Below are 25,704 nucleotides of genomic sequence, written 5' to 3' on the forward strand. Positions count from 1 at the left end.
GAGGAAAGCGAAATGACTGACAAGCCTGGTTACCGCCGCCCGCAGGAAGGCACCCAGCCGCCATACCTGCACCCGAATTATCAATCCACCAATCTGCGCTCGCCGTCCAAGCCGTTGGTGTTCCTGCCGCATTCGCTGTCGGAAATCACCGGCCCGACCATCGGCGCCGAACGAGTGGCCGACACCGACAACGATCTGACTGCCCAGCATCAGGGCGAGCCCCTTGGTGAGCGGATCATCATTCACGGCCGTGTGCTTGATGAAGACGGTCTGCCGGTGCCGGGGATTCTGGTGGAGATCTGGCAGGCCAACGCCGCCGGTCGCTACAACCACGCCCGTGATCTGCATGACGCACCGCTGGACCCGAATTTCACCGGCACCGGCCGCACCGTGACCGACGCCGACGGCTGGTATCAGTTCCAGACCATCAAGCCCGGCGCCTATCCGTGGGGCAACCACCACAACGCCTGGCGCCCGGCGCACGTGCACTTCTCGCTGTTCGGGCCGAGCATCCTGACGCGTCTGGTCACGCAAATGTATTTCCCCGGCGACCCATTGCTGCCGTATGACCCGATCTACAACTGCGTGCCGGACACCTCGGCCAAGGAACGCCTGATCGCCGCTTTCGATCTGGAAAAAACCATTCCGTCCTACGCCCTCGCTTATCGCTGGGACATCGTGCTGCGCGGCCGCGAAGCCACGCCGATGGAGAAATGAGATGACCCTGACTGCGACCACGTCCCACACCGTTGGGCCGTATTACCACATCGGCCTGACCTGGCTGAACCGCGAAAACCTCGCCAATGAACTGACCCTCGGCCAGCGCGTGGCGATCAGCGGGCAAGTGGTGGATGGCAACGGCGATGTCGTCAACGACGCCATGCTCGAAGTCTGGCAGGCCAACGCCGCCGGCAAATACGATCACCCGGAAGACGAACAGGCCAAACCGCTGGACCCGAATTTCGAAGGTTTCGGCCGGGTGCCGGTGGATGCCGAAGGGCGCTTCCGTTTCACCACGATCAAACCGGGCACGGTCGAAGGCCTGAAAGGCTCGACCCAGGCGCCGCATCTGGTGGTGCTGGTGTTTGCGCGCGGGTTGGTGAAGCACTTGCTGACGCGGATTTATTTCGAGGGCGATCCGGCGAACGTCAATGATCCGCTGCTCGAATGCGTACCGGCCGAGCGCCGCACCACGTTGCTGGCCAAGCCGGATGCGGCGGGCGTTTATCAGTGGAATGTGATCCTGCAGGGCACTGACGCGGAAACCGTGTTCTTCGATTATTGAAAGAACACTGCACCTTCCCTGCCACAGGGAAGGTGTGTCGCTGATCCAATGTGGAACGGGACTGTTGCGAAGTGTGTCTAGACTCTCACTGTCCCTATCGAGTGAAAAACAATGACAACCACCACAGCTCATTACACCGGCGAGGAGCGCAGCAAGCGTATCTTCGCCATTGTCGGCGCCTCGTCCGGCAACCTGGTCGAATGGTTCGACTTCTATGTCTACGCCTTCTGCGCGATCTACTTCGCCCCGGCGTTTTTCCCCTCGGACAACCCCACGGTGCAGCTGGTCAACACCGCAGGCGTGTTCGCCGCCGGGTTCCTGATGCGACCGATCGGCGGCTGGATCTTCGGCCGGGTGGCGGACAAGCACGGGCGCAAGAACTCGATGCTGATCTCGATTCTGATGATGTGTTTCGGCTCGTTGCTCATTGCCTGTCTGCCGACCTACAACAGCATCGGGGTCTGGGCGCCGGTGCTGTTGCTGTTCGCGCGCCTGTTGCAGGGCTTGTCGGTGGGCGGTGAGTACGGCACCACTGCGACCTACATGAGCGAAGTGGCACTCAAGGGCCAGCGCGGTTTCTTCGCTTCCTTCCAGTACGTGACCCTGATCGGCGGTCAACTGCTGGCGGTGCTGGTGGTGGTGATCCTGCAGCAATTCCTCTCTGAAGATGAACTGCGGGCCTACGGCTGGCGGATTCCGTTCGTGGTCGGGGCGGTGGCGGCGCTGATTTCGTTGTTCCTGCGTCGCGCCTTGAAAGAAACCACCAACAAGGAAATACGCGAACACAAAGACGCCGGCAGCATCCGTGCGCTGTTCCGCGATCACAAGGCTGCGTTCATCACCGTCCTCGGCTATACCGCCGGTGGCTCGCTGATTTTCTACACCTTCACCACGTACATGCAGAAGTACCTGGTGAACACCGCCGGCATGCACGCCAAGACCGCGAGCTTCATCATGACCGGCGCGCTCTTCTTATATATGTGCATGCAGCCACTGTTCGGCATGCTCGCCGACAAGATCGGCCGGCGTAACTCGATGCTCTGGTTCGGTGCCCTCGGCACGCTGTTCACCGTGCCGATCCTGTTGAGCCTGAAAAGCGTCAGCAGCCCGTTCCTGGCCTTCGTGCTGATCACCGTGGCGCTGGCGATCGTCAGTTTCTACACCTCGATCAGCGGCCTGGTAAAAGCCGAAATGTTTCCGCCGGAAGTCCGCGCCCTCGGCGTCGGCCTGGCCTACGCGGTGGCTAACGCGATCTTCGGCGGTTCGGCCGAATACGTGGCCCTGAGCCTGAAAGCCGGGGGCATGGAAAACGCCTTCTACTGGTACGTCACGGTGATGATGGCGGTGGCGTTCCTGTTCAGCCTGCGTCTGCCGAAGCAGGCCGCCTACTTGCACCACGATCTCTAAACCGAAGTGCGCGGGTCACAACGGCCCGCGCCTGCAAGGACTGTTTATGACTCAGCGACCGGGCAATCAATTGTTCGATGCCTATTTCACTGCCCGCGAAATGCGCGACGTGTTCTGCGATCAGGGCCGGGTGCAGGCGATGCTCGACTTCGAAGCGGCGCTGGCCCGGGCCGAAGCGCGGGTCGGGGTGATTCCGGCGAGTGCTGTGGCATCCATCGAAAACGCCTGTCGCGCCGAGCTGTTTGATTTCGCAGCATTGGGCGAAGCCATCGCCACGGCGGGCAATTCGGCGATTCCGCTGGTCAAGGCGTTGGGCAAACGGATTGCCGCAACCGATGTCGAGGCCGAGCGCTATGTGCATCTGGGCGCCACCAGCCAGGACGTGATGGACTCCGGGCTGGTGCTGCAATTGCGTCAGGCGCTGGAACTGATCGAAGGGGAGCTGGCGCAACTGGCCGACGCCCTTGCGGCCCAGGCTCAACGCTACTCGGCGACGCCACTGGCCGGGCGGACATGGCTGCAACACGCGACGCCGGTGACCCTCGGCATGAAGATCGCCGGCTGGCTCGGCGCGGTCACCCGCAGCCGTCAGCGTCTGCGCGAACTCAAGCCGCGCCTGCTGGTGCTGCAATTCGGCGGCGCCTCGGGCACCCTCGCAGCGCTGGGCGAACAGGCATTGCCGATTGCCCATGCGCTGGCCGAAGAACTGCAACTGACCCTGCCGGAACAACCGTGGCACACCCAGCGTGATCGCATCGTCGAGTTCGGCGCGGTGCTCGGTCTGATCGCCGGCAGCCTCGGCAAATTCGGCCGCGACATCAGCCTGTTGATGCAGACCGAAGCGGCGGAAGTGTTCGAGCCTTCAGCGCCGGGCAAGGGCGGTTCCTCGACCATGCCGCACAAGCGCAACCCGGTGGGCGCGGCGGTGTTGATCGGTGCGGCGACCCGTGTTCCGGGCCTGGTCTCGACTTTGTTCAGCGCCATGCCTCAGGAGCACGAGCGCAGCCTCGGCTTGTGGCACGCCGAATGGGAAACCTTGCCGGACATCTGCTGCCTGGTGTCGGGCGCGCTGCAACAGGCGCGGCTGCTGGCCGACGGTCTGGAAGTCGATGCCGCGCGCATGGCCCGCAACCTGGAATTGACCCAAGGTCTGGTGCTGGCCGAAGCGGTGAGCATCGTCCTTGCGCAACGGGTCGGCCGCGACACCGCGCATCATCTGCTCGAACAATGCTGCAAACGGGCGGTGGCTGAACAACGCCATCTGCGTGCGGTACTCGGCGACGAACCGCAAGTGACCGCCCAACTCAGCGCTACCGAACTGGATCATCTGCTCGATCCTGCCCGTTACCTCGGTCAGGCGCAGGTCTGGGTCGAGCGTGCGGTGGCCGAACATCACGCGTTATCTGTCTGAAGGAGAGGGCTGTGGCTTTCGTTCAACTCGCCGATGGCGAACTGCATTACTCATTGGAAGGCCCGGTCGATGCGCCGGTGCTGGTGCTGTCCAACTCGCTGGGCACCGATCTGCACATGTGGGACGCCCAGATGCCGGCGTTCACCGAGCACTTTCGCGTGCTGCGTTTCGACACCCGTGGTCACGGCCAGTCGCTGGTGACGCCGGGCCCTTACAGCATCGAGCAACTGGGCCGCGACGTGCTGGCACTGCTGGATGCGCTGCACATCGAACGTGCGCATTTCTGCGGTCTGTCGATGGGCGGCTTGATCGGTCAGTGGCTGGGGATCAATGCCGGCCAGCGTCTGAACAAACTGATCGTCTGCAACACGGCGGCGAAAATCGGCGATCCGTCGGTGTGGAATCCGCGCATCGAAACTGTGCTACGCGACGGCCCGGCGGCGATGGTCGCCTTGCGTGATGCATCGATTGCCCGTTGGTTTACCCCGGACTTTTCCGCCGCCCATCCGGCAGCGGCCAAGCAGATTACCGACATGCTGGCCGCGACCAATCCTGAAGGTTACGCCGCCAACTGCGCGGCGGTGCGCGATGCGGATTTCCGTGAGCAGTTATCGTCGATCAAGGCGCCGCTACTGGTGATCGCCGGTACTGAAGACGCAGTGACGCCGCCGTCCGGCGGACATTTCATTCAGGAGCATGTGCGCGGCGCCGAGTACGCCGAGTTTTATGCCGCACACCTTTCCAACGTTCAGGCCGGCGACGCGTTCAGCGACCGCGTGCTGACATTTCTGCTGACCGCTTGAGGGGATTTCCGTGGACGAGAAACAACGTTACGACGAGGGCATGCAAGTGCGCCGTGCGGTCCTCGGCGACGCCCATGTCGATCGCAGCCTGACTACGCTGACCGAGTTCAACTCGGAATTCCAGGAGATGATCACCCGTCACGCCTGGGGCGATATCTGGACCCGTCCGGGCCTGCCGCGCCACACCCGTAGCCTGATCACCATCGCCATGCTGATCGGCATGAACCGCGAAGGCGAACTCAAGTTGCACCTGCGCGCAGCGGCCAACAATGGCGTGAGCCGTGGCGAGATCAAGGAAGTGATCATGCAGAGCGCGATCTACTGCGGAATTCCGGCGGCGAATGCGACCTTTCATCTGGCCGAGTCGGTGTGGGATGAGTTGGGTGTCGAATCCCGAGAGTGAAAGCGTTCCAGCGGACGCCATCGCGAGCCGGTTCGCGATGGCGGTCGCGGCTCTGATCAATCAAACCCAGGGAAGCGAAGAGGGTGGGTCACCTGAGTCCTTCAGGTGCTCCCTCTCTACTCGGCGGCTGGCGGCGTGCCATTAATCCTGACGGATGGCACAGCGACCTAGAGCAGGCTGATCGGGTAACTGATGATCAACCGGTTCTCGTCGAACTCGTTGTTGCTGAAGTCGCGACGCATGGTCGAGTTGCGCCATCTGACGTTCAGATTCTTCAGCGTGCCGCTCTGCACGGTGTAGCCCAGTTCCGATTCGCGGCCCCATTCCTTGCCATCGGTGATGGTGCCGGTGTGCACGTTGTCGCCGCTGATGTAGCGGTTCATCAGGGTCAGGCCGGGAACGCCGAGGGCGGCGAAGTTGTAGTCGTGGCGTAGTTGCCAGGAACGTTCCCGGGCGTTGTCGTAGCTTGAGTTGTAGCTGTCGTTGGCGAGGGTGCCGCCGCTGGTGCCGTTGACGCGCATCCAGGCGCTGTCGCCCGTGAGTTTTTGCAGGCCGACGTAGAAGGTGTTGCCGCCGTATCGCGCGGAGAACATCCCCGACCAGGTTTTGTTGTCGAGCTCGCCGGCCCGGGCGCTGCCGTCGTCCTTGCCATAGAAGAAACCGAGGTTGGCGCCCAGGGTCCAGTCGCCCAGCGGCTGGCTGTGGATCAGATTGACGTACTGCTGGCTGTAGATGTCCTTGAGTTCGGCGTTCCACAGGCCGATCTGCGTGCGCTTGTCGTTGAATACATATTCGCCGCCCTGGAAGTTGAAGCGATCCGAGGTGAACGCCGCTTTGCCGAACATCGACATGTCGCTCATGCTGCTGTCGTCACGGGGGCTGTTGGCGCGGAACTGGCCGCCATACAGGGTCAGGCCGGCGATTTCCTTCGAGGTGATCTGCCCGCCGCGAAAGGTCTGCGGCAGCGAGCGGCCGTCGTCCGAACGCAGGATCGGCAGCACCGGCATCCATTCTCCGACCTTGATTTCGGTCTGCGACAGCTTGGCCTTGAACGCCACGTTGGTACGGCCGAAATTGTCCGCCGGGCGACCGTCATGATCCAGCGGCAACAGTTGCGTGCCGCCGGTGCCTTTGCCGCCATCGAGCTTCACCGAGTACAGCCCCAACACGTCCATGCCGAAACCGACGGTGCCCTGGGTGAAACCGGACTTGGCATCGAGGATAAAGCTTTGCGTCCACTCTTCGGCCTTACCCTGAGCCTTGGTCGGGTTGGTGAAATTGCGATTGATGTAGAAGTTGCGCAGGTTCAGATCGGCTTTGGCCCCTTCGACGAAACCGGCTTCTTCGGCCACGACGGGCAAAGCGGCGCCGGCCAGTGCCAGGGCGATCAGGCTGAGTGCATAAGGTGTTGTGGAACGTGTCATGGGCTCGGGTCTCTCTAATTGTTTGGGATGAAGCAGTTCGCAGCCGCAACCGGAGGTTGCAGACAAGAAACGGACTCGATGAAACGAAGGGCGGGATCAGCCCGAGCGGGGAGGACGCGTGGTCATGGGGATGAACCTGTTTTTATTGGTTTTGTTGGTGTGGGCAATGGTGAGGGGGATCGGCACGGGGATTCAATCGGGGTAAACAGGGTTTTGTGCGATTATCGAACGCTAATCGGCGAGGGTTTTATTTTCCGTTCTCAGCGCATTCTTAATGAAATCCCGTGTTTATGTTTCGTATTAACGAGTTGTTCCAGCGGCGTTCTATTAATGGCGATTGTGGATGTGCTTATTTCTTTGGTTGTAGGAAATTACCTACAGTAATTGTTGTAATAAAGGCTCTCTCAATCATCGCGGGTTCAACTTAATAATTGGCGTTATCGCTTATCGTGAAAAGGTTTAACGGGAAGCTGCGTTGTAACTGGCAAAGGAAACAGGCATTGCTATATTCAAAATTCTCGAAAGGGGCAGGGAGGTTTGTTGTCGCTCTCGAGAGAATTAATTATTGATAACAAGGAGAGATAACATGCCTGCAAAAGTGAATCAGGAACGTCTCGCGACGGTGGTCGGTCGTGCCCTTATTGATAAGGACTTTGCGGAACAGTTGCACAAGGATGCTGAAGGCGCGGCCAAGGGCATTGGTGTGCACTTGAGCGCAACCGAACTGAGCGCCGTCAAGAATATTGATGTGGCAAAACTGGGCACCGCGGGGGCGGGTATTCGCGACAAACTGGGAACGGCTGCGATCTTTGACCAGCAACAACAGATTCAGGCACGGATGGACTGATGCCCGGGGGGCTGTTTGGCGCGTAGTGGAGCGGCGATCCGGCTCTGTGCGCGCCAAATGGCCCGATTGCAAAGTGCATGCAGAGGGAGTGAGCGACGTATGTCAGTCACCTTGATTCCCATGGACGACGCGGACTTTGTGACGTTCACCGAAAGGGCGGTCGACGAGTATGCCCAAGGCATGGTCGCCTCGGGAGAATGGAGCCAGGCAGAAGCCTCGCACCGATCCGCCACGGCTTTCGCGCAGTTGCTGGACAAGGGACGGCTGACCGAAAACCATCAGCTCTGGGTGATCCAGGACAGCCAGCGACGTATCGGCGAGTTGTGGATCGCCCGTCGACATGTCGGCACGAAGCCGATTGCTTTCATCCTGGATATCTACATCGAGCCTGGCGAGCGCCGTCAGGGGCATGCCCGACAATCGATGCTGGCCGCCGAAACCTGGGCGCGTCAGAACGGCTGCGAGGAAATGCGTCTGCATGTGTTTGGCCGCAACCTGCCGGCACGTGGTCTTTATGAACAATTGGGCTATGACATCGCCAGTCTGACCATGGCGAAACCATTGCCGCCTGCCTGAAAGGATGGTTGAAAAATGGATATTGGAAACCACGGCGAATTTGATTCGACGGTTGATGACTTGTTTAAAGGGAACACCTTTCTTGCTGATGCCAGATATTCAAGATTTGAAATATTACTTGAACATGTCAGTCGCAATCGTTTCACCATCTTCATGGTTTTATATGCCGAATTATTCAAGTTGTTTTCCGGGGAGTCGCGGTGCTCGGTGTTTTTCGATCAGGCGGTGGAACTTGTATTGCTGCCACCCCGTGAGCAGGCTTCGATTATCAATGACCCGGTCTTTCAGATATGGACCGGGCAGGCGTTTCGTTTAACCAATCACTTTCTGGTCGGAAAGTCAGAGAGTACTGCCGAACTGGAAAAGACATTATTCGAGTTTCCCGAGATGCTCGACAGGGTCAAGGCCCGGAGCCAGTCGGTCGTGGTTCAGAACGACCCGCCGGTCTACCGGTTCGACGCCGATCCGCTGATCATGCAGGCCACGCCGCCCAGTTATGAATTCCCGGAAGACGAAGCGACCCGCAAGCGTCTGGAGCGCGGCGGTGTTTCCAGTCGGTTCTTCGCTGACGTGGTGAAGATTGCCTTGTTGCGGATTGAGCACACCTGGCCGGCCTGCCGTGAACAGATGAAGTCTCTGATCAAATCCATTTGTTACCTGCCGGACGGTACCTTTCGCAGTTGTTCGGCTTCGCGCTACACCGGCGTCATCCTTCTGGCGAGCCGGGACGACTCGATCCTCGATCTTGAGGAATCCCTGGTGCATGAGGCGACTCATCAGTTGCTTTATCACGTCGTCGAGGTGTCGGCGGTCGTCGACCCCGATGCTTCGCAGGAGGCGTCATTCAGCTTGCCGTGGTCGGGCCAGAAGCGTGACCTGTATGGCTACTTTCATGCGTTTTACGTGTACATCGCGCTGGTCAAGTACATGGAACGGGTACGGTCGCGTTCCGACGAGGAATTGCAGCGGGCGCAGAACCGTCTGCTGTTCATTCTGCGGGGGTTGATCCGGGCCTTGCCGGACCTTCAAGGCAGTGAAGATTTCACGCCCCACGGGCGCCAGTTGCTGGAAAACCTTGCCGCCGAGGTGCGGGCCATGGAGAGCAAATACTCCGGACGGCTCGCCGCTGCGGCGCCATTGACCACGACGCCACCGGTATTGGGTGCAACGGCCTGAGCCCGGGAGGCAATCATGACGATGTTCGATGCTTCGCGGTTTCCCGAGGCCGGGGTAGGGCTGGAGTATCACTTGCCCCGGCACCGGGTTGCGGATCATGCAGTCGATCCGGCCCTCGAACGGATCCTCGCCGAAGGCCTGCCGTATTTCGATTACCTGGAGTTTCAGCCGACCCACAGCATCCTCGAACCGCGACTGCTTGAAGTCGGGGAGCAGACGCCCAGTCTGTTGCATTCCTCCAGCCTGTCTCTCGGCAGTGTAGGGATCGCGATGGATCGCGAGTTTCTGCAGATGACCCGACGGCTGTGCGACAGAACCCGATCACCCTGGCTGGCCGAGCACATTTCCTGGTCGCGGTTTCACGGTGGCGACACCCAGCACTTCATCTTGCCGACCCTGGCAGCGGAAGTGGCCGACACGGTGGTCGCCAACGCCCTTGAGCTGCAAGCGCTGACCGCGACACCGCTGGTGCTGGAAAATGCTCCGCGTCTGTTTTCATTGGCCGACGCCCCCGAGCAGTCGGAAGGCGAATTCATTTCAAGCGTGGTGCAGCGCAGCGGTGCGGGGTTTCTGCTGGATCTGGACAGCGCCATCACCACCGCCAAAGCGCTGGGTTACGACTTCAAGGATTATTTGCGTTCGTTGCCGCTGGATCGGCTGATTGAAATCCACACCGGGCATCCGCGTCGGGACTGGGACCTGTTGGCGCAGCTGTTTGCGGTGTCCCCGGTCAGGGCGGTGACGCTGGAATGGGACATCGCCGACAGAGCCGACGATGCACAGCTGGAAGTCCTGATTCGCGACATCAAGCGTCTCAAGCCCAGGGATATGTTCTGGCAGGGCCGCGAGCCGCCGCCAGCGCCGGACACTCAGGCCCTCGAGCCCGGCTCGTTGCTCAAACTCAGGGAAAGCGTGTGGTTCAGTGTCGGGTCTTCATCATTCGTGCTGCGGGATCGGCAGTCGGGCCTGAGTCTGGATTTCTGCCTGACGTTGCTGCCGTTGTTGAACCACTTCATGACCCCGCATTCGCTTGAGAGTGCGCTGATGCTGCCGGGCGTCTTGAATAGCCCGGAGCAGGGTAGTCATCTGGCTTTTTTGCAGGCGCTGGTGAGTCACGGGATTGTGCAATCTGTCGCAGGTTCGCGGGACAGGGTGCACAGGCAACCGCTCAAGCTCTGGTCCCGCTGGGAGGCTGCGCTGGAGTTTTACCTCAGCACCCGCACCGGTTTGCAGACGCCCTACGTCAGCGTCGTCGAGCTTGAGGCCGAGCTTGAACAGAAGGCCTCGCAGCAGCGTCAGCCGTCATCCTTCAAGGACTATCACTCTCATCCTTTCATTGCCCTGGAAAACCCGCTGCTGGTGCCCGGCGAGACCCTCGCCGAAACGACACTGCTTGATTCGCTGTGCGCCCGACGTACGTCTCGGGCGTTCAGCGGCAAGCCGTTGACCCCGACGCAATTGTCCCTGCTGCTCTATTACACCTGGGGCGTGACGGCGATGGAACCGAACGGTATGGGCGACTATTTTCTGAAGAAAACCTCGCCCTCCGGCGGCTCGCTGCAAGCCACCGAGGTGTACGCGGTGCTGATGAATGTGCAGGGTTTCGAGCGGGGGCTTTATCACTACTCCGTACGTCGTCACGGACTGGAATTGCTGTCGCGGGAGGATCCTAGAACCTGGATCAGCGAGGCCAGCGGCGGGCAACCCTGGGTGAAGGATGCGGCCGCGGTGTTCGTGTCCACCGCGCGGGTCGAGCGGTTGTCCTGGAAGTACGAGTTCAGCCGGGCGCTGCGGGTGGCGCTGATGGATGCCGGGCACCTGAGCCAGACGTTTTCACTGGTGGCCACCGCGCTGAGCCTCGGGTGTTTCACCACGGCGGCGCTGCGCGATGAAATGTTCGAAAACCGCCTGGGGCTCGATTATCTGGAAGAACCGGTGTTTCTGCTCAACGGTGTCGGCGGCTGAAGGCGTTGCGCAGACAACAAAAAGCCCACCGAATGGTGGGCTTTTTGTTTATCGCGAGACGATCAGAACAACTTCATCTTCGGCGCTTCTTCTTTCAGCGGCTCGTTCTGCGCGGTTTGCGCATTCCAGCCACCACCCAGTGCCTTGTACAGGTTGACCGCACTGGTCAGCTGCGCGAGGCGGTCGGTGATCAGGGCCTGTTGGGCGCTGAACAGCTGACGCTGGGCATCGAGGAAGGTCAGGTTGCTGTCGACGCCAATGCGGTAGCGACGCTCGGCCAGACGGTAGTAATCCTGGTTGGCCTGAACGAAGTCACGCTGCGCCTGCAACTGCTCGGTGTAGGTCTGGCGCGCGGCCAGGCCGTCGGCGACTTCCTGGAAGGCCGTTTGAATGGACTTCTCGTAGTTCGCCACGCCAATGTCCTTCTGGATCTTGGCGTAGTCGAGGCTGGCGCGCAGGCTGCCGGCGTTGAAGATCGGCAGGTTGATCTGCGGCTGGAACAGCCACGTGCCCGAACCGCCCTTGAACAGGCCGGACAGGTCCGGGCTCAGGCTGCCCGCGTTGGCGGTCAGGCTGATGCTCGGGAAGAACGCTGCACGGGCTGCGCCGATGTTGGCGTTGGCGGCCTTCAGGTTGTACTCGGCCTGAAGGATGTCCGGACGACGTTGCAGCAGATCCGACGGCAGACCGGCCGGCACATCGCTGAGCAGGTCATCCGACAGCGGTTTGGCCGCTTGCAGGTTGGCCGGCACGCCGGTGCCGAGCAGCAGGGTCAGGCTGTTTTCGTCCTGAGCGACCTGGCGGGTGTAGCGCGCCAGTTGTGCACGGGCGTTTTCAACCGAGGTGCGCGACTGCGCCAGGTCCAGCGCCGAAGCCACACCGACTTCGTTGCTGCGGCTGGTCAGCTTGTAGCTTTCCTCGAAGGCACCGAGGGTGTCCTGAGTCAGCTTCAGCAGTTCCTTGTCGGCCTGCCAGGTCAGGTAGGCGTTGGCCACGCTGGCCACCAGGCTGATCTGGGTGCTGCGGCGCGCTTCTTCGGTGGCGAAGTATTGTTGCAGCGCTTGTTCGCTCAGGCTGCGAACCCGACCGAACAGGTCCAGTTCATAGGCGCTGATGCCGACGGTGGCGGTGTAGGAACTGGTGATGTTCGCTTCACCGGTCTGCGACGCACGGGCCGGAACCCGCTGACGGCTGCCGCTGGCATTGGCCGAAACGGCCGGGAACAGGTCGGCACGCTGGATGCGGTATTGAGCCGCGTAGGCGTCGATGTTCAGCGCCGCGACACGCAGGTCGCGGTTGTTTTCCAGGGCGACCTGGATCAGCTGTTGCAGGGCAGGGTCATGGAAAAACTGCTTCCAGCCTTGCTCGGCAGCGGCCTGCGCCGGTGCCTGGGCCGGCGAGTACGCCGGGCCCTGCGGGAATTGCGCGGCCACCGGTGCTTGCGGCTGCTGATAATCCGGTATCAGCGAGCAACCGCTCAGCACGAAGGCGGCGACTGCGATGGAGAGTAGCGACTTGCTCATTGGCCAGCCTCTTTAGGAGTTTCTATGGCGTCATCCTTGCCGGCGTTTTTGCGCTGGCCCATGGACGACACAGTGACGAAGAACAGTGGGACCCAGAAGATCGCCAGGATCGTGGCCGTGAGCATACCGCCAATCACGCCGGTACCGATCGCGTGTTGACTGCCCGAGCCTGCGCCGGTGGAGATCGCCAACGGTACAACACCGAGGACGAAGGCCAGCGACGTCATGATGATCGGTCGCAGACGCATGCGGCAGGCTTCGATCGCTGCATCGCGCAGACTGCGCCCTTGCTCGTGCAGCTCCTTGGCGAATTCGACGATCAGAATGGCGTTTTTAGCCGCCAGACCGATGGTCGTCAACAGACCTACCTGGAAGTACACGTCGTTCGACAGGCCGCGCAGGCTGGTAGCCATCAGCGCACCGATGATCCCCAGCGGCACCACGAGCATGACCGCGATCGGAATCGACCAGCTTTCATACAACGCCGCCAGACACAGGAACACCATCAGCAGCGACAGAGCGTACAGCGCTGGCGCTTGCGAGCCGGACAGACGTTCCTCGTAGGACAGACCGGTCCAGGAGATACCGACACCTGGTGGCAGCTTGGCGGCAATCGCTTCGACTTCGGCCATCGCTTCACCGGTCGAGTAGCCCGGCGCCGGAGAACCGAGGATCTCCATCGCTTCTACACCGTTGTAGCGCGCCAGTTTCGGCGAGCCGTAGATCCACTCGCCCTTGGCGAACGCGGAGAACGGAACCATGGTGCCGGCGCTGTTGCGCACGTACCACTTCTTCAGGTCTTCAGGGCTCATGCGAGCACCGGCCTGACCTTGTACGTAAACCTTCTTCACACGACCGCGGTCGATGAAGTCGTTGACGTAGCTACTACCGAAAGAGATCGACAGGGTGCTGTTGATGTCGGAAAGGCTCAAGCCCAGGGCACGGGCCTTCTCGTCGTCGATTTCCAGATGGTATTGCGGCTCGTCGTTCAGGCCATTCGGACGGACCTGGTAGAGCACCTTGCTCTGCGCAGCCATGCCGAGGAACTGGTTACGGGCTTCCATCAACTTGTCGTGACCGATACCGGCGCGGTCCTGCAGGAACACGTCGAAACCGGTGGCGTTACCCAACTCCAGTACGGCCGGCGGGGCGAAGGCAAACACCATCGCATCGCGGAAACTGAAGAAGTGCTGCTGGGCACGCTGGGCCAGGGCAAACACGCTGTTGTTCGCGTCACGCTCGTGCCATGGCTTGAGCATGATGAACGCAAGACCCGAGCTCTGGCCGCGACCGGCGAAGTTGAAGCCGTTCACGGTGAACACCGAGGCTACCGAACTGGACTCTTTATCCAGCAGGTAGGTACGCATTTCATCGATCACCACCTGCGTGCGCTCGGCACTGGAACCGGCTGGTGTCTGTACCTGGGCGAACAGTACGCCCTGGTCTTCTTCCGGCAGGAACGCGGTTGGAATGCGGGTGAACAGCCAGATCATGCCGACCACGATCAGGATGTAGGCCAGCAGGTACGGCGCCTTGCGCTGCAGGATGTTGCCGACACCGCGCTCGTAGCTGCGAACGCTACGGTCGAAGTTGCGGTTGAACCAGCCGAAGAAGCCGCGTTTCGGCGTGCCGTGCTCGCCTTTCGGAATCGCCTTGAGCATGGTGGCGCAGAGTGCCGGGGTGAAGATCAGCGCGACCATTACCGACAGGGCCATGGCCGAGACGATGGTGATCGAGAACTGACGGTAGATCACACCGGTGGAACCGCTGAAGAACGCCATCGGCAGCAGTACCGCCGAGAGCACGAGGGCGATACCGACCAGTGCGCCCTGGATCTGGCCCATGGACTTCTTGGTCGCCTCCTTCGGTGACAGGCCTTCTTCGGCCATCACCCGCTCGACGTTTTCCACCACGACGATGGCGTCGTCCACCAGCAAGCCGATGGCCAGCACCATACCGAACATGGTCAGGGTGTTGATGCTGAAACCGGCGGCCGCGAGGATGCCGAACGTACCGAGCAATACCACCGGTACGGTCATCGTGGTGATGACGGTCGCGCGGAAGTTCTGCAGGAACAGGAACATCACCAGGAACACCAGCGCGATCGCTTCGACCAGGGTTTCAACCACACCCTTGATCGACTCGGTCACCACCGGGGTGGTGTCGTACGGGAACACCACTTCCATGCCTTGCGGGAAGAACGGCTTGAGGTCGTCAATCGTCTTGCGCAGGGCTTTTGCGGTGTCGAGGGCGTTGGCGCCGTTGGCCAGTTTCACCGCCAGACCGGAAGCCGGTTTGCCGTTGAACTGCGCCGCGATACTGGAGTTTTCACCACCCAAGCCGACGTCGGCAACATCGCCGACACGCACTTGCGAGCCATCCTGGTTGACCTTCAGCAGAATCGCCTTGAACTGCTCGGCCGTCTGCAGGCGGGTCTTGCCGATGATCGTGGCGTTCAGTTGCTGGCCTGGCAGCGCCGGCAGACCGCCGAGCTGACCGGAGGAAATCTGCACGTTCTGCGCCGAGATCGCGGCGCTGACATCGGCCGGGGTCAGGTTGTACTTGTTCAGCTTGGCCGGGTCGAGCCAGATGCGCATCGCGTACTGGGCACCGAAGACCTGGAAGTCACCGACACCGGCAGTCCGGGAGATCGGGTCCTGCATGTTCGACACGATGTAGTTGGACAGGTCGTCCTTGGACATGCTGCCGTCACGCGACACCACGCCGATCACCAGCAGGAAGTTCTTCACTGCCTTGGTCACGCGGATACCCTGTTGCTGCACTTCCTGCGGCAACAGCGGGGTGGCCAGGTTCAACTTGTTCTGGACCTGGACCTGCGCGGTGTCGGAGTTGGTGCCTTGCTCGAAGGTCGCGGTGATGGTCATGCTGCCGTCGGAGTTACTTTCCGACGACACATAACGCAGGTTGTCGATACCGTTGAGCTGTTGCTCGATCACCTGCACCACGGTGTCCTGAACCGTTTGTGCCGAAGCACCCGGGTAGGTCACGGAAATCGCAATGGCCGGTGGCGCAATGCTCGGGTACTGGTTGATCGGCAACTTGAGGATCGATAGAGCCCCGACCAGCATGATCACCAGGGCAATTACCCAGGCGAAAATCGGACGGTCGATAAAAAATTTCGACATGAGTTACTCCCCTTTGCCGCCGTAGGCTTTGTCAGCTGCCTTGGCGGGTGCCGGGTTCTTGGCTACGTTGGTCGCTTCGGTCGGATTGACCTGAACACCAGGGCGGACGAATTGCAGCCCTTCGGTGATCAGGCGATCGCCGGCTTTCAGGCCGTCTTCGATCAGCCACTGGCTGCCGACGGTACGGCTGGCCTTGAGCTGACGCAGTTCGACCTTGTTGTCCGCACCGACGACCAGCGCGGTCGGCGTGCCCTTGAGGTCACGGGTCACGCCTTGTTGCGGCGCCAGGATGGCGGCGGCGTTGACACCGGCCTGCAGCTGGGCGCGGACGAACATGCCTGGCAACAGGGTGTGATCCGGGTTCGGGAACACGGCGCGCAGGGTCACGGAGCCGGTGGTCGGGTCGACCGACACTTCGGAGAATTCCAGCTTACCGTCGAGCTTGTACTGGCTGCCGTCTTCCAGGGTCAGCTTGACCGCTGCGGCATTGTCGCCGGCCTTCTGCAGGCGGCCGCTTTCCAGCTCGCGGCGCAGTTCCAGCAATTCGACCGAAGACTGAGTGACGTCGACGTAGATCGGGTCCAGTTGCTGGATGGTTGCCATCGCATCGGCCTGGCCACTGCTGACCAGTGCGCCTTCGGTGACCGAAGAACGACCGATACGCCCGGAGATCGGCGCGTAGACCTTGGTGTAACGCACGTTGATCTGCGCGCTCTGCAGCGAAGCTTCCGATTGCAGGCGGTTGGACACGGCCGTGTCGTATTCCTGACGGCTCACGGCCTGCTCGTCGACCAGTTGCTTGTAGCGGTCGGAGATCGACTTGGTCGAACGCAGGTTGGCTTCGGCGCTTTTCAGGGTCGCTTCATAGACCGACGGATCGATCTGATACAGCTGCTGGCCGGCTTTGACATCGCCGCCTTCCTTGAACAGACGCTTGAGAATGATGCCGTTGACCTGCGGACGGACTTCAGCAATGCGGAACGCACTGGTGCGCCCCGGCAGTTCCGACGTGAGGGTAAAGGCCTGTGGTTGCAGGGTGACGACGCCGACCTGAGGAGGTGGTGCGGCGGGAGCCGCCTCTTCCTTTTTACATCCGCTGAGCAGCGATGCCAGGGCGACGGCAGTGACCAGAGCGGTAACAGCTGGCTTGAATTGCATGAAGATCCTCGGGTCAGGCGCGCGAAAAGCGCACAAGAAGTGTGGAAGGGTAAAAATAGGGTACCGGGTGGATAAGTAGCTTGCTAAGGAATATACTTACGTTCATGGTTGTTTGTAAATACCTTTGCCGCGTACCCACCTGGTTACAAAAGTCGTCGCAAGGTCTGAAATTGTAGGCCGGGGGAGTCGATCCGCGAGAGATCCACCCCTTTTTATTCAGCGGATATTCAGCCATCCCTGAAACATCCTGTTTGAGGTTTTACTGCCATGGTCCGTCGTACCAAAGAGGAAGCTCAAGAGACACGAAGCCAGATACTCGAAGCGGCCGAGAAAGCTTTTTATGAGCGGGGCGTTGCGCGCACGACGCTGGCGGACATCGCGACGATGGCCGGCGTGACGCGCGGCGCCATCTACTGGCACTTCAGCAACAAGGCCGACCTGTTGCAGGCGATGCTCGATACGCTGCATGAACCGCTGGACGAGCTGGCCAAGGCCAGCGAAAGCGAGGACGAGCCAGACCCGCTGGGCTGCATGCGCAAATTGCTGATTCATTTGTTTCATCAAGTTGCGCTGGACCCGAAAACCCGGCGTATCAACGAAATTCTGTTTCATAAGTGCGAGTTCACCGATGAAATGTGCGACCTGCGCCAACAGCGTCGGACGGCCAGCCTCGATTGCAATGTGCGGATCGCGCTGACGTTGAGTAATGCAGTCAATCGGGGGCAGTTGCCGCAAGACCTCGACACCGCCCGCGCGGCCATCAGCATTCACGCCTTTATCGATGGCATCCTGTATCAATGGCTGCTGGCCCCGGACAGTTTCGAGCTGTATGCCGAAGCCGAGCGCTGGGTCGATACAGGGCTGGATATGCTGCGCTGGAGCCCCAGCCTGCGCAAATGAAACAAAATGCGTATTTGGATCAGGTTATGTCAACGAAGGAGGCGGATGAAGATCCCTGTTCGTTCGCCTCGCCGCAGTGGATTGCTTTTATATACCTCAACCCATCGAGTTGATACGTAGCGAACTACGTATTTTGTAGGGATTTTGTGTCGAGCCTGTGAACGAATGTGAGCGGCCCACCTGTCCCGCGACCCATGAAAAAGCCCCCGATTCTCACGAGTCGGGGGCTTTTTGCGTTTCTGCAGTGTGGCTTACAGCGTCGGGTAGTCGAGGTAGCCGACCGCGCCTTTGCCGTAGAAGGTTTCCGGGTGCGGTTGGTTCAGCGGCGCATCGGCCTTCAAACGTGCCGGCAGGTCCGGGTTGGCGATGAACGGCACACCGAATGCCACAGCGTCAGCCTTGCCCTCGGCCAGCCACGCGTTGGCGCTGTCCTTGGTGAAGCGTTCGTTGGCGATGTAAGCGCCACCGAAGGCTTCTTTCAGTTGCGGGCCGAGGCTGTCGGCGCCTTCTTTCTCACGGGAGCAGATGAAGGCGATGCCACGCTTGCCCAGTTCACGAGCGACGTAGGTGAAGGTCTCGGCGAGGTTGTCGTCACCCATGTCATGGGAGTCGGCGCGTGGTGCCAGGTGCACGCCGACACGGCCGGCGCCCCAGACTTCGATGGCTGCGTCGGTCACTTCCAGCAGCAGGCGGGCACGGTTTTCCAGGGAGCCGCCGTAGTTGTCGGTGCGCTGGTTGGTGCTGCTTTGCAGGAACTGGTCGAGCAGGTAACCGTTGGCGCCGTGGATTTCCACGCCGTCGAAACCGGCAGCCTTGGCGTTTTCTGCGCCGACGCGGTAGGCGTCGACGATGTCGGCGATCTCAGCGGTTTCCAGCGCACGTGGCGTCGGGAAGTCGGCCAGTGGACGCACCAGACTGACGTGGCCTTTAGGCTGGATGGCGCTCGGTGCAACCGGCGCTTCGCCGTTCAAGTACGACGGGTGGGAAATTCGCCCGACGTGCCACAGTTGCAGGACGATCTTGCCGCCGGCGGCGTGAACAGCCTTGGTCACGTTGGTCCAGCCGCGCACTTGATCATTGGACCAGATGCCCGGGGTGTCCGGGTAGCCGACGCCCATCGGGGTCACCGAAGTGGCTTCGCTGAGGATCAGGCCGGCCGAGGCGCGTTGTACGTAGTACTCGGCCATCAGCGCGTTCGGTACGCGGCCTTCGTCGGCGCGGCAGCGGGTCAGCGGCGCCATGATGATGCGGTTGGACAGTTCGAGATCGCCCAGTTTGATCGGATCGAAAATTGTTGCCATGAGATACAACCCTCGTGAAGTAAGTGAGTGAATCAGTTAGCGGTGGCCAGCTCGGGATTGCCGTTCCGGCGGAATGTGATCAGGGTGACCAGCAGTGCCAGGATCGCGAGCGCCGCAGCAGCAAGAGGTACGCTGGTCAGGCCGTAGCCGTGGGCGATGACGCTGCCGCCGACCCAGGCGCCGAGGGCGTTGCCGACGTTGAAGGCGCCGATGTTCAGGGTCGACACCAGGTTCGGTGCGGCCTGGCCGTAGGTCACGACGTTCACTTGCAGGGCTGGCACGGCGGCGAAACACGCGGTGGCCCAGAGGAACAGGGTGATTTCGGTCGGGATCAGCGCGATGCTGGTCCAGGTCAGTACGGTGGAGGTCACGGCCATGGCGATGAACACGCCGATCAGTGTCGCGGCCAGGCCTTTGTCGGCCATCTTGCCGCCGATGATGTTGCCGACGGTCAGGCCCAGGCCGATCAACATCAAAGTCCAGGTCACGCCACGGGGCGAGACGCCGGTGACATCGCCCAGCAGCGGTGCGACATAAGTGAACAGGGTGAACACCGAGGCGGCGAACAGTGCGGTCATGCTCAAGGACAGCCAGATCCCGGCGCCTTTGAGCGCGGCCAGTTCGGCGCGCATGTCGAGTTTTTCTTCGTCACGCTTGGCCGGCAGGAAGCGGATCAGGCCGATCAGCGCGATCACACCGATCACGGTCACTGCCCAGAAGGTCGAGCGCCAGCCGGCTTCCTGACCGAGTGCGGTGCCCAGCGGTACGCCGAGTACGTTGGCCAGGGTCAGGCCGGTGAACATCAGGGCTACCGCCGAGGCGCGTTTGTTCGGTGCCACCAGGTTGGCCGCAACCACCGAACCGATGCCGAAGAACGCACCGTGGCAGAGGGCGGTGACGACTCGGGCGAACATCAGCACCTCGTAGTCAGTGGCGATGGCGCAGAGCAGGTTGCCGATAATGAAGATGCCCATCAACGCGACCAGTGCAGCCTTGCGCGGCAGTCTTGCGGTGGCCATCGCCATGAACGGTGCACCAATCGCCACGCCCAGGGCGTAGCCGGTCACCAGCCAGCCGGCGCCGGGGATCGACACACCGAGGTCGGCCGCCACATCGGGCAGCAGGCCCATGATGACGAACTCGGTGGTGCCGATGGCGAAGGCGCTCAAGGCGAGTATGAGAAGCGAGAGGGGCATCGTTGGGTCCTTTTGGCTGGCTGACGTTAAGGGTCAGAGCTCTTTGCTGAGGGTGCTGAGGAACGCCTGGATCACGTCCTCGTTGCGTTTGAAAAAGTGCCACTGGCCGGCCTTCTGGCTGCTGATCAGCCCGGCGCGTTGCAGGGTGGCCAGGTGGGCGGAGACGGTCGATTGCGACAGGCCGCAGCGTTGATCGATCTGCCCGGCGCAGATGCCGTACTCGTGGTTGTGGATCTGTTCCGGAAACTGGGCTTTCGGGTCTTTCAGCCAGTTGAGGATGTCTCGCCGTACTGGGTGTGCCAGGGCTTTTATTATTTCGTCGAGGTCAATGTTCATGGCTGGTTGCTCGTGATGTGTGTAGCGCTATATCGCGATGAGGCGAACTTTAAATCGGTATTTCGCGATATACCAATATGAATTCGATCTGACGACCGCATAAATCGGTATATCGAGTTATAACGATATGTGAGGTGTAAACAAACGCGGGCGCGGTGCTAAGCTGCGCCCATGAACTATCTCGCACATTTGCACCTCGGTGGCCAGCGTCCCGGTCAATGGCTCGGCAGTCTGTATGGCGATTTCGTCAAAGGACGGCTGCAAGGGCAGTTCGATCCTGAGATCGAAGCGGCGATTGCCCTGCACCGACAAATCGATGTCTTCACCGATCGCCACCCGTTGGTGGACGCTTCATTGGCGCGTTTTTCCACGACTCGTCGCCGTTACGCCGGCATCGTCCTCGACGTGTTCTTCGACCATTGCCTGGCCCGCGATTGGGCGCTCTACGCCGACCGACCGCTGGGGCAATTCACCACTGACGTATACCGAGTGCTGTCCAGTGAGCGGCAATTGCCCGAGCGCCTGGCGAAGATCGCCCCGCATATGGTGGCCAATGATTGGTTGGGTTCGTATCAGGAATTTGAAGTGCTGGAGCAGGTGCTGCGCGGGATTTCCCGGCGCCTGAGCAAGCCTGAAGAACTGGCGGGGGCGATGCAGGAATTGCGGCGTTTGTACGAACCGCTCAGTGACGACTTTCGCTTGTTCTACCCACAGCTGCAGGACTTCGCAGGCCGGCAGCTGTAGGCAGATATTGACGATCAGGCAGCGATCAGCTCGCCTGCACGACGCGGTTCGGCTGGTTTGGCCACCTCGCCGAACAACGCTTTCTGCACCGCTTGCTGGGCTTCGTACGCCAGCGCCGCGCGTTCCCGACCCTGGCAGGCAATCGGCTTGAGCAGATGAACTTCCACATCGCCGCAGTCGTTGCTGAACAGACGCATCAGGTGTGACAGCAGATCGTCGTCGCCAATGAACGGTGCCAGCGAATCAATCTCGCCATTGCGCAGATAACGGATCGCCACAGGTTGCAGCTTCACTTCCGAATCAATCGCCGCCGACAGCAGACGACCATGGAAGGTACGCAGCGAACGACCGTCGGTGGTGGTTCCTTCCGGGAACATCAGCAGCGGATGTTCGGTTTGCAGGTGACGGGTCATCTGCTTGCGGATCAACTGGCTGTCGCCCGAACCGCGACGGATGAACAGGCTGCCGGCCTTCGCCGCCAGCCAGCCGGCCACCGGCCAGGTGCGCACTTCGGCCTTGGACAGAAACGACAGCGGCGTGAGCATTCCGAGCAGCGGAATGTCAGTCCACGACACATGGTTGCTGACCCATAGCATCGGCTGCTTCGGCAGCTCACCGTGGACGGTCACGCGAAAGGGCAGGGCATTGCTCAGGCGCGCCATGAAAAACCGCGACCAGCGCTGCCGGCGTTGCATCGAATGGGCCAGGCCCAATCGCTCGAAAACCCCGAAGACACTGGCCATGCTCAAACCCAGCGTCACCACCAGCAGCACCCGCGCGATCCGCGCGTACACCCGCAGCCGGCTCATCACACGGCCGCCTTGAAGTGCTTGGCGTAGCGCGGGCAGAGTTCGTCGCGCTTGAGCAGGATGAACACGTCGGCGACCTGGAAGTCTTCGTCCCAGCAGGGCTCGCCGCAGATCTTCGCGCCCAGGCGCATGTAGGCCTTGAGCAGCGGTGGCATTTCGGCAATCACGTTCGACGGAATATCCAGAGTTGGCAGCGGGTTCTTTGGCTCGGCACGCAGGTGTTCGGTGCACAGATAACGTTCGCGCAGGCGCTGCATGATCGCGTGGGCCTGCACGCCGCCGTCCTGCATCGGGATGCTCGCGCAACCCATCAGATAGCTGTAGCCGCCCTGATTGAGGACTTCGGCCAGTTCGCCCCAGAGCACGGCGATGGTGCCGCCGTTGCGGTAAGCCGGGTCGACGCAGGTGCGGCCGATTTCGAGAATCGGGCCTTGCAGACCGGCGAGGCCGTGCAGGCTGAATTCTTCTTCGCTGTAGAACTTGCCCAGGCTGCTGGCGGCGGTGTGATCGAGCAAACGGGTGGTCGCCACCAGGCGGCCGGTGTTCAGGTCACGCACGCCGATGTGGCTGCAGTGAACATCATAGTCATCCATGTCCAGACCCAGTTCCGCGCCTTTCAGCTTGGCGTTGAACTCGCCGCTGAACACGTTGAAACGCAAGGCCTGGGCTTGCTGCAAGGCCTCGGCGCCGATCAGGCGTTCGGCTTGCAGACGGCGTTCATTGCCGGTGTCGCTGATGCGGGCGATCTGAGTCATTTGAATCTCCGTACGGGCCTTTAACCCGTCGTGGGTTACAGCCGATCGACTTTCTTTATGCAGCCGTGTTGTGCAAAGTCAGGCTATGTAGCCCCGGTGTCATCGCCATGAATGTTTGGTGATGCTTATATGACAGCCCACGAGGAGCCTCTGATGACCTGGTCGACCCTGCTTGAATGTCGCGAACGCCTGCCCGCCGTTGCCGATCTGGCGGAGGGTTTCGCCACGCTGCTGCATCAACTGGGCAGCGTCACGCCGTTCGAACTGGCGGTGGCGGGAGGGCGGCGGATGGCGACGCCGGGGTTGGCGTTTCTGGTGGGCTATCAGGCGGCGTTGCGGATGCTCTGGCCGAGCGCGCCGCCGAGCCTGGGTGCTTTGTGTGCGACGGAACAGCGCAGCCTGCGACCGGCGGACATGCAGACCCGGCTCACGGATCTGCGCCTTAGCGGGCAAAAGGATTTCGTCACCGCCGGCGATGCAGCGGACTGGCTGTTGATCGCCGCCCGCAGTGAGCAACCCGGCGAATTGCCGCGCCTGAGCCTGGCGGTGGTGTACCCCGGCGAATCCGGCGTGCGCGTGGAAAAGCTCCCACCGTTGCCGTTGATGCCGGACATCAGCCATGGCCGCCTGTATCTCGACGACGCTCTGTGCGAACTGCTCGCCGGGGACGGTTGGGATGCCTACGTCAAACCGTTCCGCAGCCTTGAAGATGTCTATGTGCTCAGCGCAATGACCGCGTGGCTGTACGGCGTCGGTCAGGGCAGCGGCTGGCCGCAGCCGCTGCAATTGCGCTTGCTGGCGCTGTTGGCCGGTTGCGCGGAGGTCAGTCGGCAGCCACCGAACAATCCGGCGGGGCATGTGTTGCTCGGAGGCTTGTTTGCGCAGTTCGACGGGCTTAAAGCGGAAGTCGATCAGGCGCTGCTCGACGGCAATCCGGAGTGGGCAGCGATGTGGCAGCGCGATCAGTCGGTCATGCAACTGGCCGCAGGTGCGCGGGCCAAACGTCTGGCCAAGGCGTTGGCGGCAAGTCAAAACACATCTGTCATGAACGCCGGCTAGTCTTGTCAAGTTCATCCCCAGAGCCCTCACCATGTTCAAAGGACTGTCCCTGTTTCTGCTGCTGATCAGCTTCACGGTTCAGGCCGAACAATGGCCGGGCGAGCAGTGGTCGAGCGGCCCGAAACTCACCGGCCCGGCCGTCGATGCAATGGAGGCCTACGCCTTCCCGAGCCGCGATGACAACAACCGCCAGGGCATCCGCACCGACGCCTTGCTGGTGATCCGCGACGGCCAGCTCATCTATGAACGCTACGCCGCTGCGACCACCGCCGACACGCCGCACCTGACCTGGTCGATCAGCAAAAGCCTGATGGCCACGGTGTTCGGCGTGGCGTACGGCGAAGGCTTGTTCAAGCTCGATGATCCCGTCGCGAAGTTTTACCCGGTGCTGGAAAAACACCCGGCCATCACGATCCAGGATCTGCTGCACTGGGCCTCGGGCATCGACTGGCAGGAAGACTACGAATACGCCCCGCTGAAATCCTCGGTGGTGGCCATGCTCTACACCCGTGGTCATCGCGACATGGCCGCCTTCACCGCCGACCACGACAGCTACGCACCAGCGGGTCAGGCGTTCCGCTATTCCAGCGGCGACAGCAATTTGTTGGCCGCGGCGCTGAAAACCATCGTCGGCCCGCAGCGGTATCCCGACTATCCATGGACGGCACTTTTCGATCCTTTGGGCATCCGCCATGCCACCTGGGAAACCGATGCCACGGGCACCTTCGTCGCGTCTTCATACGCTTACCTGACGGCGCGGGATCTGGCGCGAATCGGCCTGCTGATGGAACGGGACGGACGCTGGAACGACCGGCAGTTGTTGCCCAAGGATTGGGTCGCCTTCAATCGCCAACCCTTCGCCGGCTACAAGGCTAATCAGGACGAAGCCGTGCCCGGCGGCCACTGGTGGCTCAATCGACCGGCAGACGGTGCCCCCTCGCCATGGCCCGACGCACCCCCCGACACCTTCGCCGCCCTCGGCCACTGGGGTCAGGCGCTGTACGTGATCCCGAGCGAAAAACTGGTGATCGTGCGCTACGGCGATGACCGCGATGGCAGCTATCGCCACAACGAATTGCTCAAGCGTGTGTTCGGGGCGGTGCGGCCATGAAGTTGTTCAGACGAATCCTGCTGGTGCTGCTGGTCGTGCTGCTGGGCTGGGGCTGGCACGAGCGCGAGAATCTGTGGGCCTTCCCGGACATTATCAGCGCCTACACCGCCAAGGAATATTGCTCGTGCCGCTACGTCATGAACAACGACGCCGAGTATTGCCGTGGCTACGTGAAGCAATGGTTGCCCAGCGAACTGATCGATGACCGAACGCAAAAACTGGTTACCGCCAGCGGCATGGGGCGCAGCAACAGCGCCCGGTGGCAAGGCGAACGCCAAGGCTGTCGCCTGCAACCCTGATCCGGTTCCACCCTGCGGAACCACATTCGATTGTCCTCTCGCGTGTCTCGCGGTTATCTGGCGGTGAGCA

Annotated in this window: 24 protein-coding genes; 15 read left to right on the forward strand and 9 right to left on the reverse strand. The window is 61.3% G+C overall.

The genetic code is table 11. The annotated features are described in order from the left end of the window. Window positions 1–12: 12 nt before the first annotated feature. The 6 genes from pcaH (at window position 13) to pcaC (ending at window position 5,309) form a co-directional block, all read left to right on the forward strand. On the forward strand, window positions 13–717 hold the full coding sequence (gene pcaH / locus IF199_RS06690; RefSeq protein ID WP_007957831.1) for a protocatechuate 3,4-dioxygenase subunit beta: 705 nt from the start codon (window positions 13–15) through the stop codon (window positions 715–717). A gap of 1 nt (window position 718) precedes the next feature. Then, window positions 719–1,285: a protocatechuate 3,4-dioxygenase subunit alpha gene (gene pcaG, locus IF199_RS06695; protein ID WP_007957832.1), complete on the forward strand. Its 567-nt coding sequence runs from the start codon at window positions 719–721 to the stop codon at window positions 1,283–1,285. Window positions 1,286–1,396: 111 nt separating this feature from the next. After that, window positions 1,397–2,692 (forward strand): MFS family transporter, encoded by a 1,296-nt coding sequence (locus IF199_RS06700; protein WP_096819486.1) that lies wholly within the window; start codon window positions 1,397–1,399, stop codon window positions 2,690–2,692. A gap of 46 nt (window positions 2,693–2,738) precedes the next feature. Then, window positions 2,739–4,103, forward strand: a complete 1,365-nt coding sequence (locus IF199_RS06705) for a 3-carboxy-cis,cis-muconate cycloisomerase (protein WP_192559970.1) — start codon at window positions 2,739–2,741, stop codon at window positions 4,101–4,103. A gap of 11 nt (window positions 4,104–4,114) precedes the next feature. Then, window positions 4,115–4,906 carry a 3-oxoadipate enol-lactonase gene (gene pcaD / locus IF199_RS06710; protein ID WP_192559971.1) on the forward strand — a complete coding sequence of 264 codons (792 nt, stop codon included), beginning with the start codon at window positions 4,115–4,117 and terminating at the stop codon, window positions 4,904–4,906. Between the two features lie 10 nt (window positions 4,907–4,916). Further along, a complete protein-coding gene (gene pcaC, locus IF199_RS06715; protein WP_007917093.1) occupies window positions 4,917–5,309 on the forward strand; it encodes a 4-carboxymuconolactone decarboxylase in 393 nt (130 codons plus the stop codon). 167 nt (window positions 5,310–5,476) lie between these two features. Here the strand turns inward: pcaC and IF199_RS06720 are convergent, their stop codons facing one another. Next, window positions 5,477–6,733 carry an OprD family porin gene (locus IF199_RS06720; protein ID WP_192559972.1) on the reverse strand — a complete coding sequence of 419 codons (1,257 nt, stop codon included), beginning with the start codon at window positions 6,731–6,733 and terminating at the stop codon, window positions 5,477–5,479. A gap of 586 nt (window positions 6,734–7,319) precedes the next feature. Here IF199_RS06720 and IF199_RS06725 point away from each other — a divergent pair. The 4 genes from IF199_RS06725 to IF199_RS06740 all read left to right on the forward strand — a co-directional run bounded on the left by IF199_RS06725 (window position 7,320) and on the right by IF199_RS06740 (window position 11,297). Continuing rightward, window positions 7,320–7,580, forward strand: a complete 261-nt coding sequence (locus tag IF199_RS06725) for an Os1348 family RiPP precursor (RefSeq protein ID WP_096819482.1) — start codon at window positions 7,320–7,322, stop codon at window positions 7,578–7,580. A 99-nt stretch (window positions 7,581–7,679) separates the two neighbouring features. Further along, window positions 7,680–8,156 carry a GNAT family N-acetyltransferase gene (locus tag IF199_RS06730; RefSeq protein ID WP_192559973.1) on the forward strand — a complete coding sequence of 159 codons (477 nt, stop codon included), beginning with the start codon at window positions 7,680–7,682 and terminating at the stop codon, window positions 8,154–8,156. A gap of 15 nt (window positions 8,157–8,171) precedes the next feature. Further along, window positions 8,172–9,332 (forward strand): aKG-HExxH-type peptide beta-hydroxylase, encoded by a 1,161-nt coding sequence (locus IF199_RS06735; protein WP_192559974.1) that lies wholly within the window; start codon window positions 8,172–8,174, stop codon window positions 9,330–9,332. Between the two features lie 15 nt (window positions 9,333–9,347). Continuing rightward, entirely contained in the window at window positions 9,348–11,297 is a 1,950-nt protein-coding gene (locus IF199_RS06740; protein ID WP_192559975.1) for a multinuclear nonheme iron-dependent oxidase, read from the forward strand. Between the two features lie 62 nt (window positions 11,298–11,359). On the opposite strand, the gene emhC is transcribed toward IF199_RS06740, so the two are convergent. The 3 genes from emhC to emhA are packed head-to-tail and all read right to left on the reverse strand — an operon-like array spanning window position 11,360 to window position 17,124. Further along, a complete protein-coding gene (gene emhC, locus IF199_RS06745; protein ID WP_102621469.1) occupies window positions 11,360–12,820 on the reverse strand; it encodes an efflux RND transporter outer membrane subunit EmhC in 1,461 nt (486 codons plus the stop codon). Then, window positions 12,817–15,966, reverse strand: coding sequence for an efflux RND transporter permease subunit EmhB (gene emhB, locus IF199_RS06750; RefSeq protein WP_102621468.1), 3,150 nt, complete (start codon window positions 15,964–15,966; stop codon window positions 12,817–12,819). Before emhB ends, emhC begins: the two co-directional genes overlap by 4 nt. 3 nt (window positions 15,967–15,969) lie before the next feature. Beyond that, window positions 15,970–17,124, reverse strand: a complete 1,155-nt coding sequence (emhA, locus tag IF199_RS06755; RefSeq protein WP_085712979.1) for an efflux RND transporter periplasmic adaptor subunit EmhA — start codon at window positions 17,122–17,124, stop codon at window positions 15,970–15,972. Between the two features lie 267 nt (window positions 17,125–17,391). On the opposite strand from emhA, the gene emhR reads away from it, so the two are divergent. Continuing rightward, entirely contained in the window at window positions 17,392–18,024 is a 633-nt protein-coding gene (emhR, locus tag IF199_RS06760) for an efflux system transcriptional repressor EmhR (protein WP_102621467.1), read from the forward strand. A gap of 251 nt (window positions 18,025–18,275) precedes the next feature. Here emhR and IF199_RS06765 read toward each other — a convergent pair whose 3' ends face one another. The 3 genes from IF199_RS06765 to IF199_RS06775 are packed head-to-tail and all read right to left on the reverse strand — an operon-like array spanning window position 18,276 to window position 20,857. Continuing rightward, on the reverse strand, window positions 18,276–19,325 hold the full coding sequence (locus IF199_RS06765; RefSeq protein ID WP_192559976.1) for an alkene reductase: 1,050 nt from the start codon (window positions 19,323–19,325) through the stop codon (window positions 18,276–18,278). Window positions 19,326–19,357: 32 nt separating this feature from the next. After that, the gene (locus IF199_RS06770) at window positions 19,358–20,521 is read right to left on the reverse strand and encodes an MFS transporter (RefSeq protein WP_096819473.1); all 1,164 of its coding nucleotides are present in this window, start codon (window positions 20,519–20,521) and stop codon (window positions 19,358–19,360) included. Window positions 20,522–20,554: 33 nt separating this feature from the next. Beyond that, window positions 20,555–20,857 carry an ArsR/SmtB family transcription factor gene (locus tag IF199_RS06775; RefSeq protein WP_007957866.1) on the reverse strand — a complete coding sequence of 101 codons (303 nt, stop codon included), beginning with the start codon at window positions 20,855–20,857 and terminating at the stop codon, window positions 20,555–20,557. A gap of 171 nt (window positions 20,858–21,028) precedes the next feature. Here IF199_RS06775 and IF199_RS06780 point away from each other — a divergent pair, with 171 nt between their 5' ends. Further along, entirely contained in the window at window positions 21,029–21,601 is a 573-nt protein-coding gene (locus IF199_RS06780; RefSeq protein WP_192559977.1) for an acyl carrier protein phosphodiesterase, read from the forward strand. Between the two features lie 14 nt (window positions 21,602–21,615). On the opposite strand, the gene IF199_RS06785 is transcribed toward IF199_RS06780, so the two are convergent. Continuing rightward, on the reverse strand, window positions 21,616–22,410 hold the full coding sequence (locus IF199_RS06785; RefSeq protein ID WP_096819471.1) for a lysophospholipid acyltransferase family protein: 795 nt from the start codon (window positions 22,408–22,410) through the stop codon (window positions 21,616–21,618). After that, window positions 22,410–23,165, reverse strand: coding sequence for an L-ornithine N(alpha)-acyltransferase (olsB, locus tag IF199_RS06790; protein WP_096819470.1), 756 nt, complete (start codon window positions 23,163–23,165; stop codon window positions 22,410–22,412). The genes IF199_RS06785 and olsB overlap by 1 nt, the downstream gene beginning before the upstream one ends. Window positions 23,166–23,318: 153 nt before the next feature. Here olsB and IF199_RS06795 point away from each other — a divergent pair, with 153 nt between their 5' ends. Genes IF199_RS06795 through IF199_RS06805 form a run of 3 tightly spaced genes read left to right on the forward strand, consistent with a single transcriptional unit; the run spans window position 23,319 to window position 25,634 of the window. Further along, a complete protein-coding gene (locus tag IF199_RS06795; protein WP_192559978.1) occupies window positions 23,319–24,224 on the forward strand; it encodes an acyl-CoA dehydrogenase middle domain-containing protein in 906 nt (301 codons plus the stop codon). Window positions 24,225–24,255: 31 nt separating this feature from the next. Further along, a complete protein-coding gene (locus IF199_RS06800) occupies window positions 24,256–25,335 on the forward strand; it encodes a serine hydrolase domain-containing protein (protein ID WP_192559979.1) in 1,080 nt (359 codons plus the stop codon). After that, window positions 25,332–25,634: an amidase gene (locus tag IF199_RS06805; protein WP_192559980.1), complete on the forward strand. Its 303-nt coding sequence runs from the start codon at window positions 25,332–25,334 to the stop codon at window positions 25,632–25,634. Before IF199_RS06800 ends, IF199_RS06805 begins: the two co-directional genes overlap by 4 nt. The last annotated feature ends 70 nt before the right edge of the window (window positions 25,635–25,704 follow it).

It is taken from the genome of Pseudomonas allokribbensis, assembly GCF_014863605.1.
Taxonomy (GTDB): domain Bacteria; phylum Pseudomonadota; class Gammaproteobacteria; order Pseudomonadales; family Pseudomonadaceae; genus Aquipseudomonas; species Aquipseudomonas allokribbensis.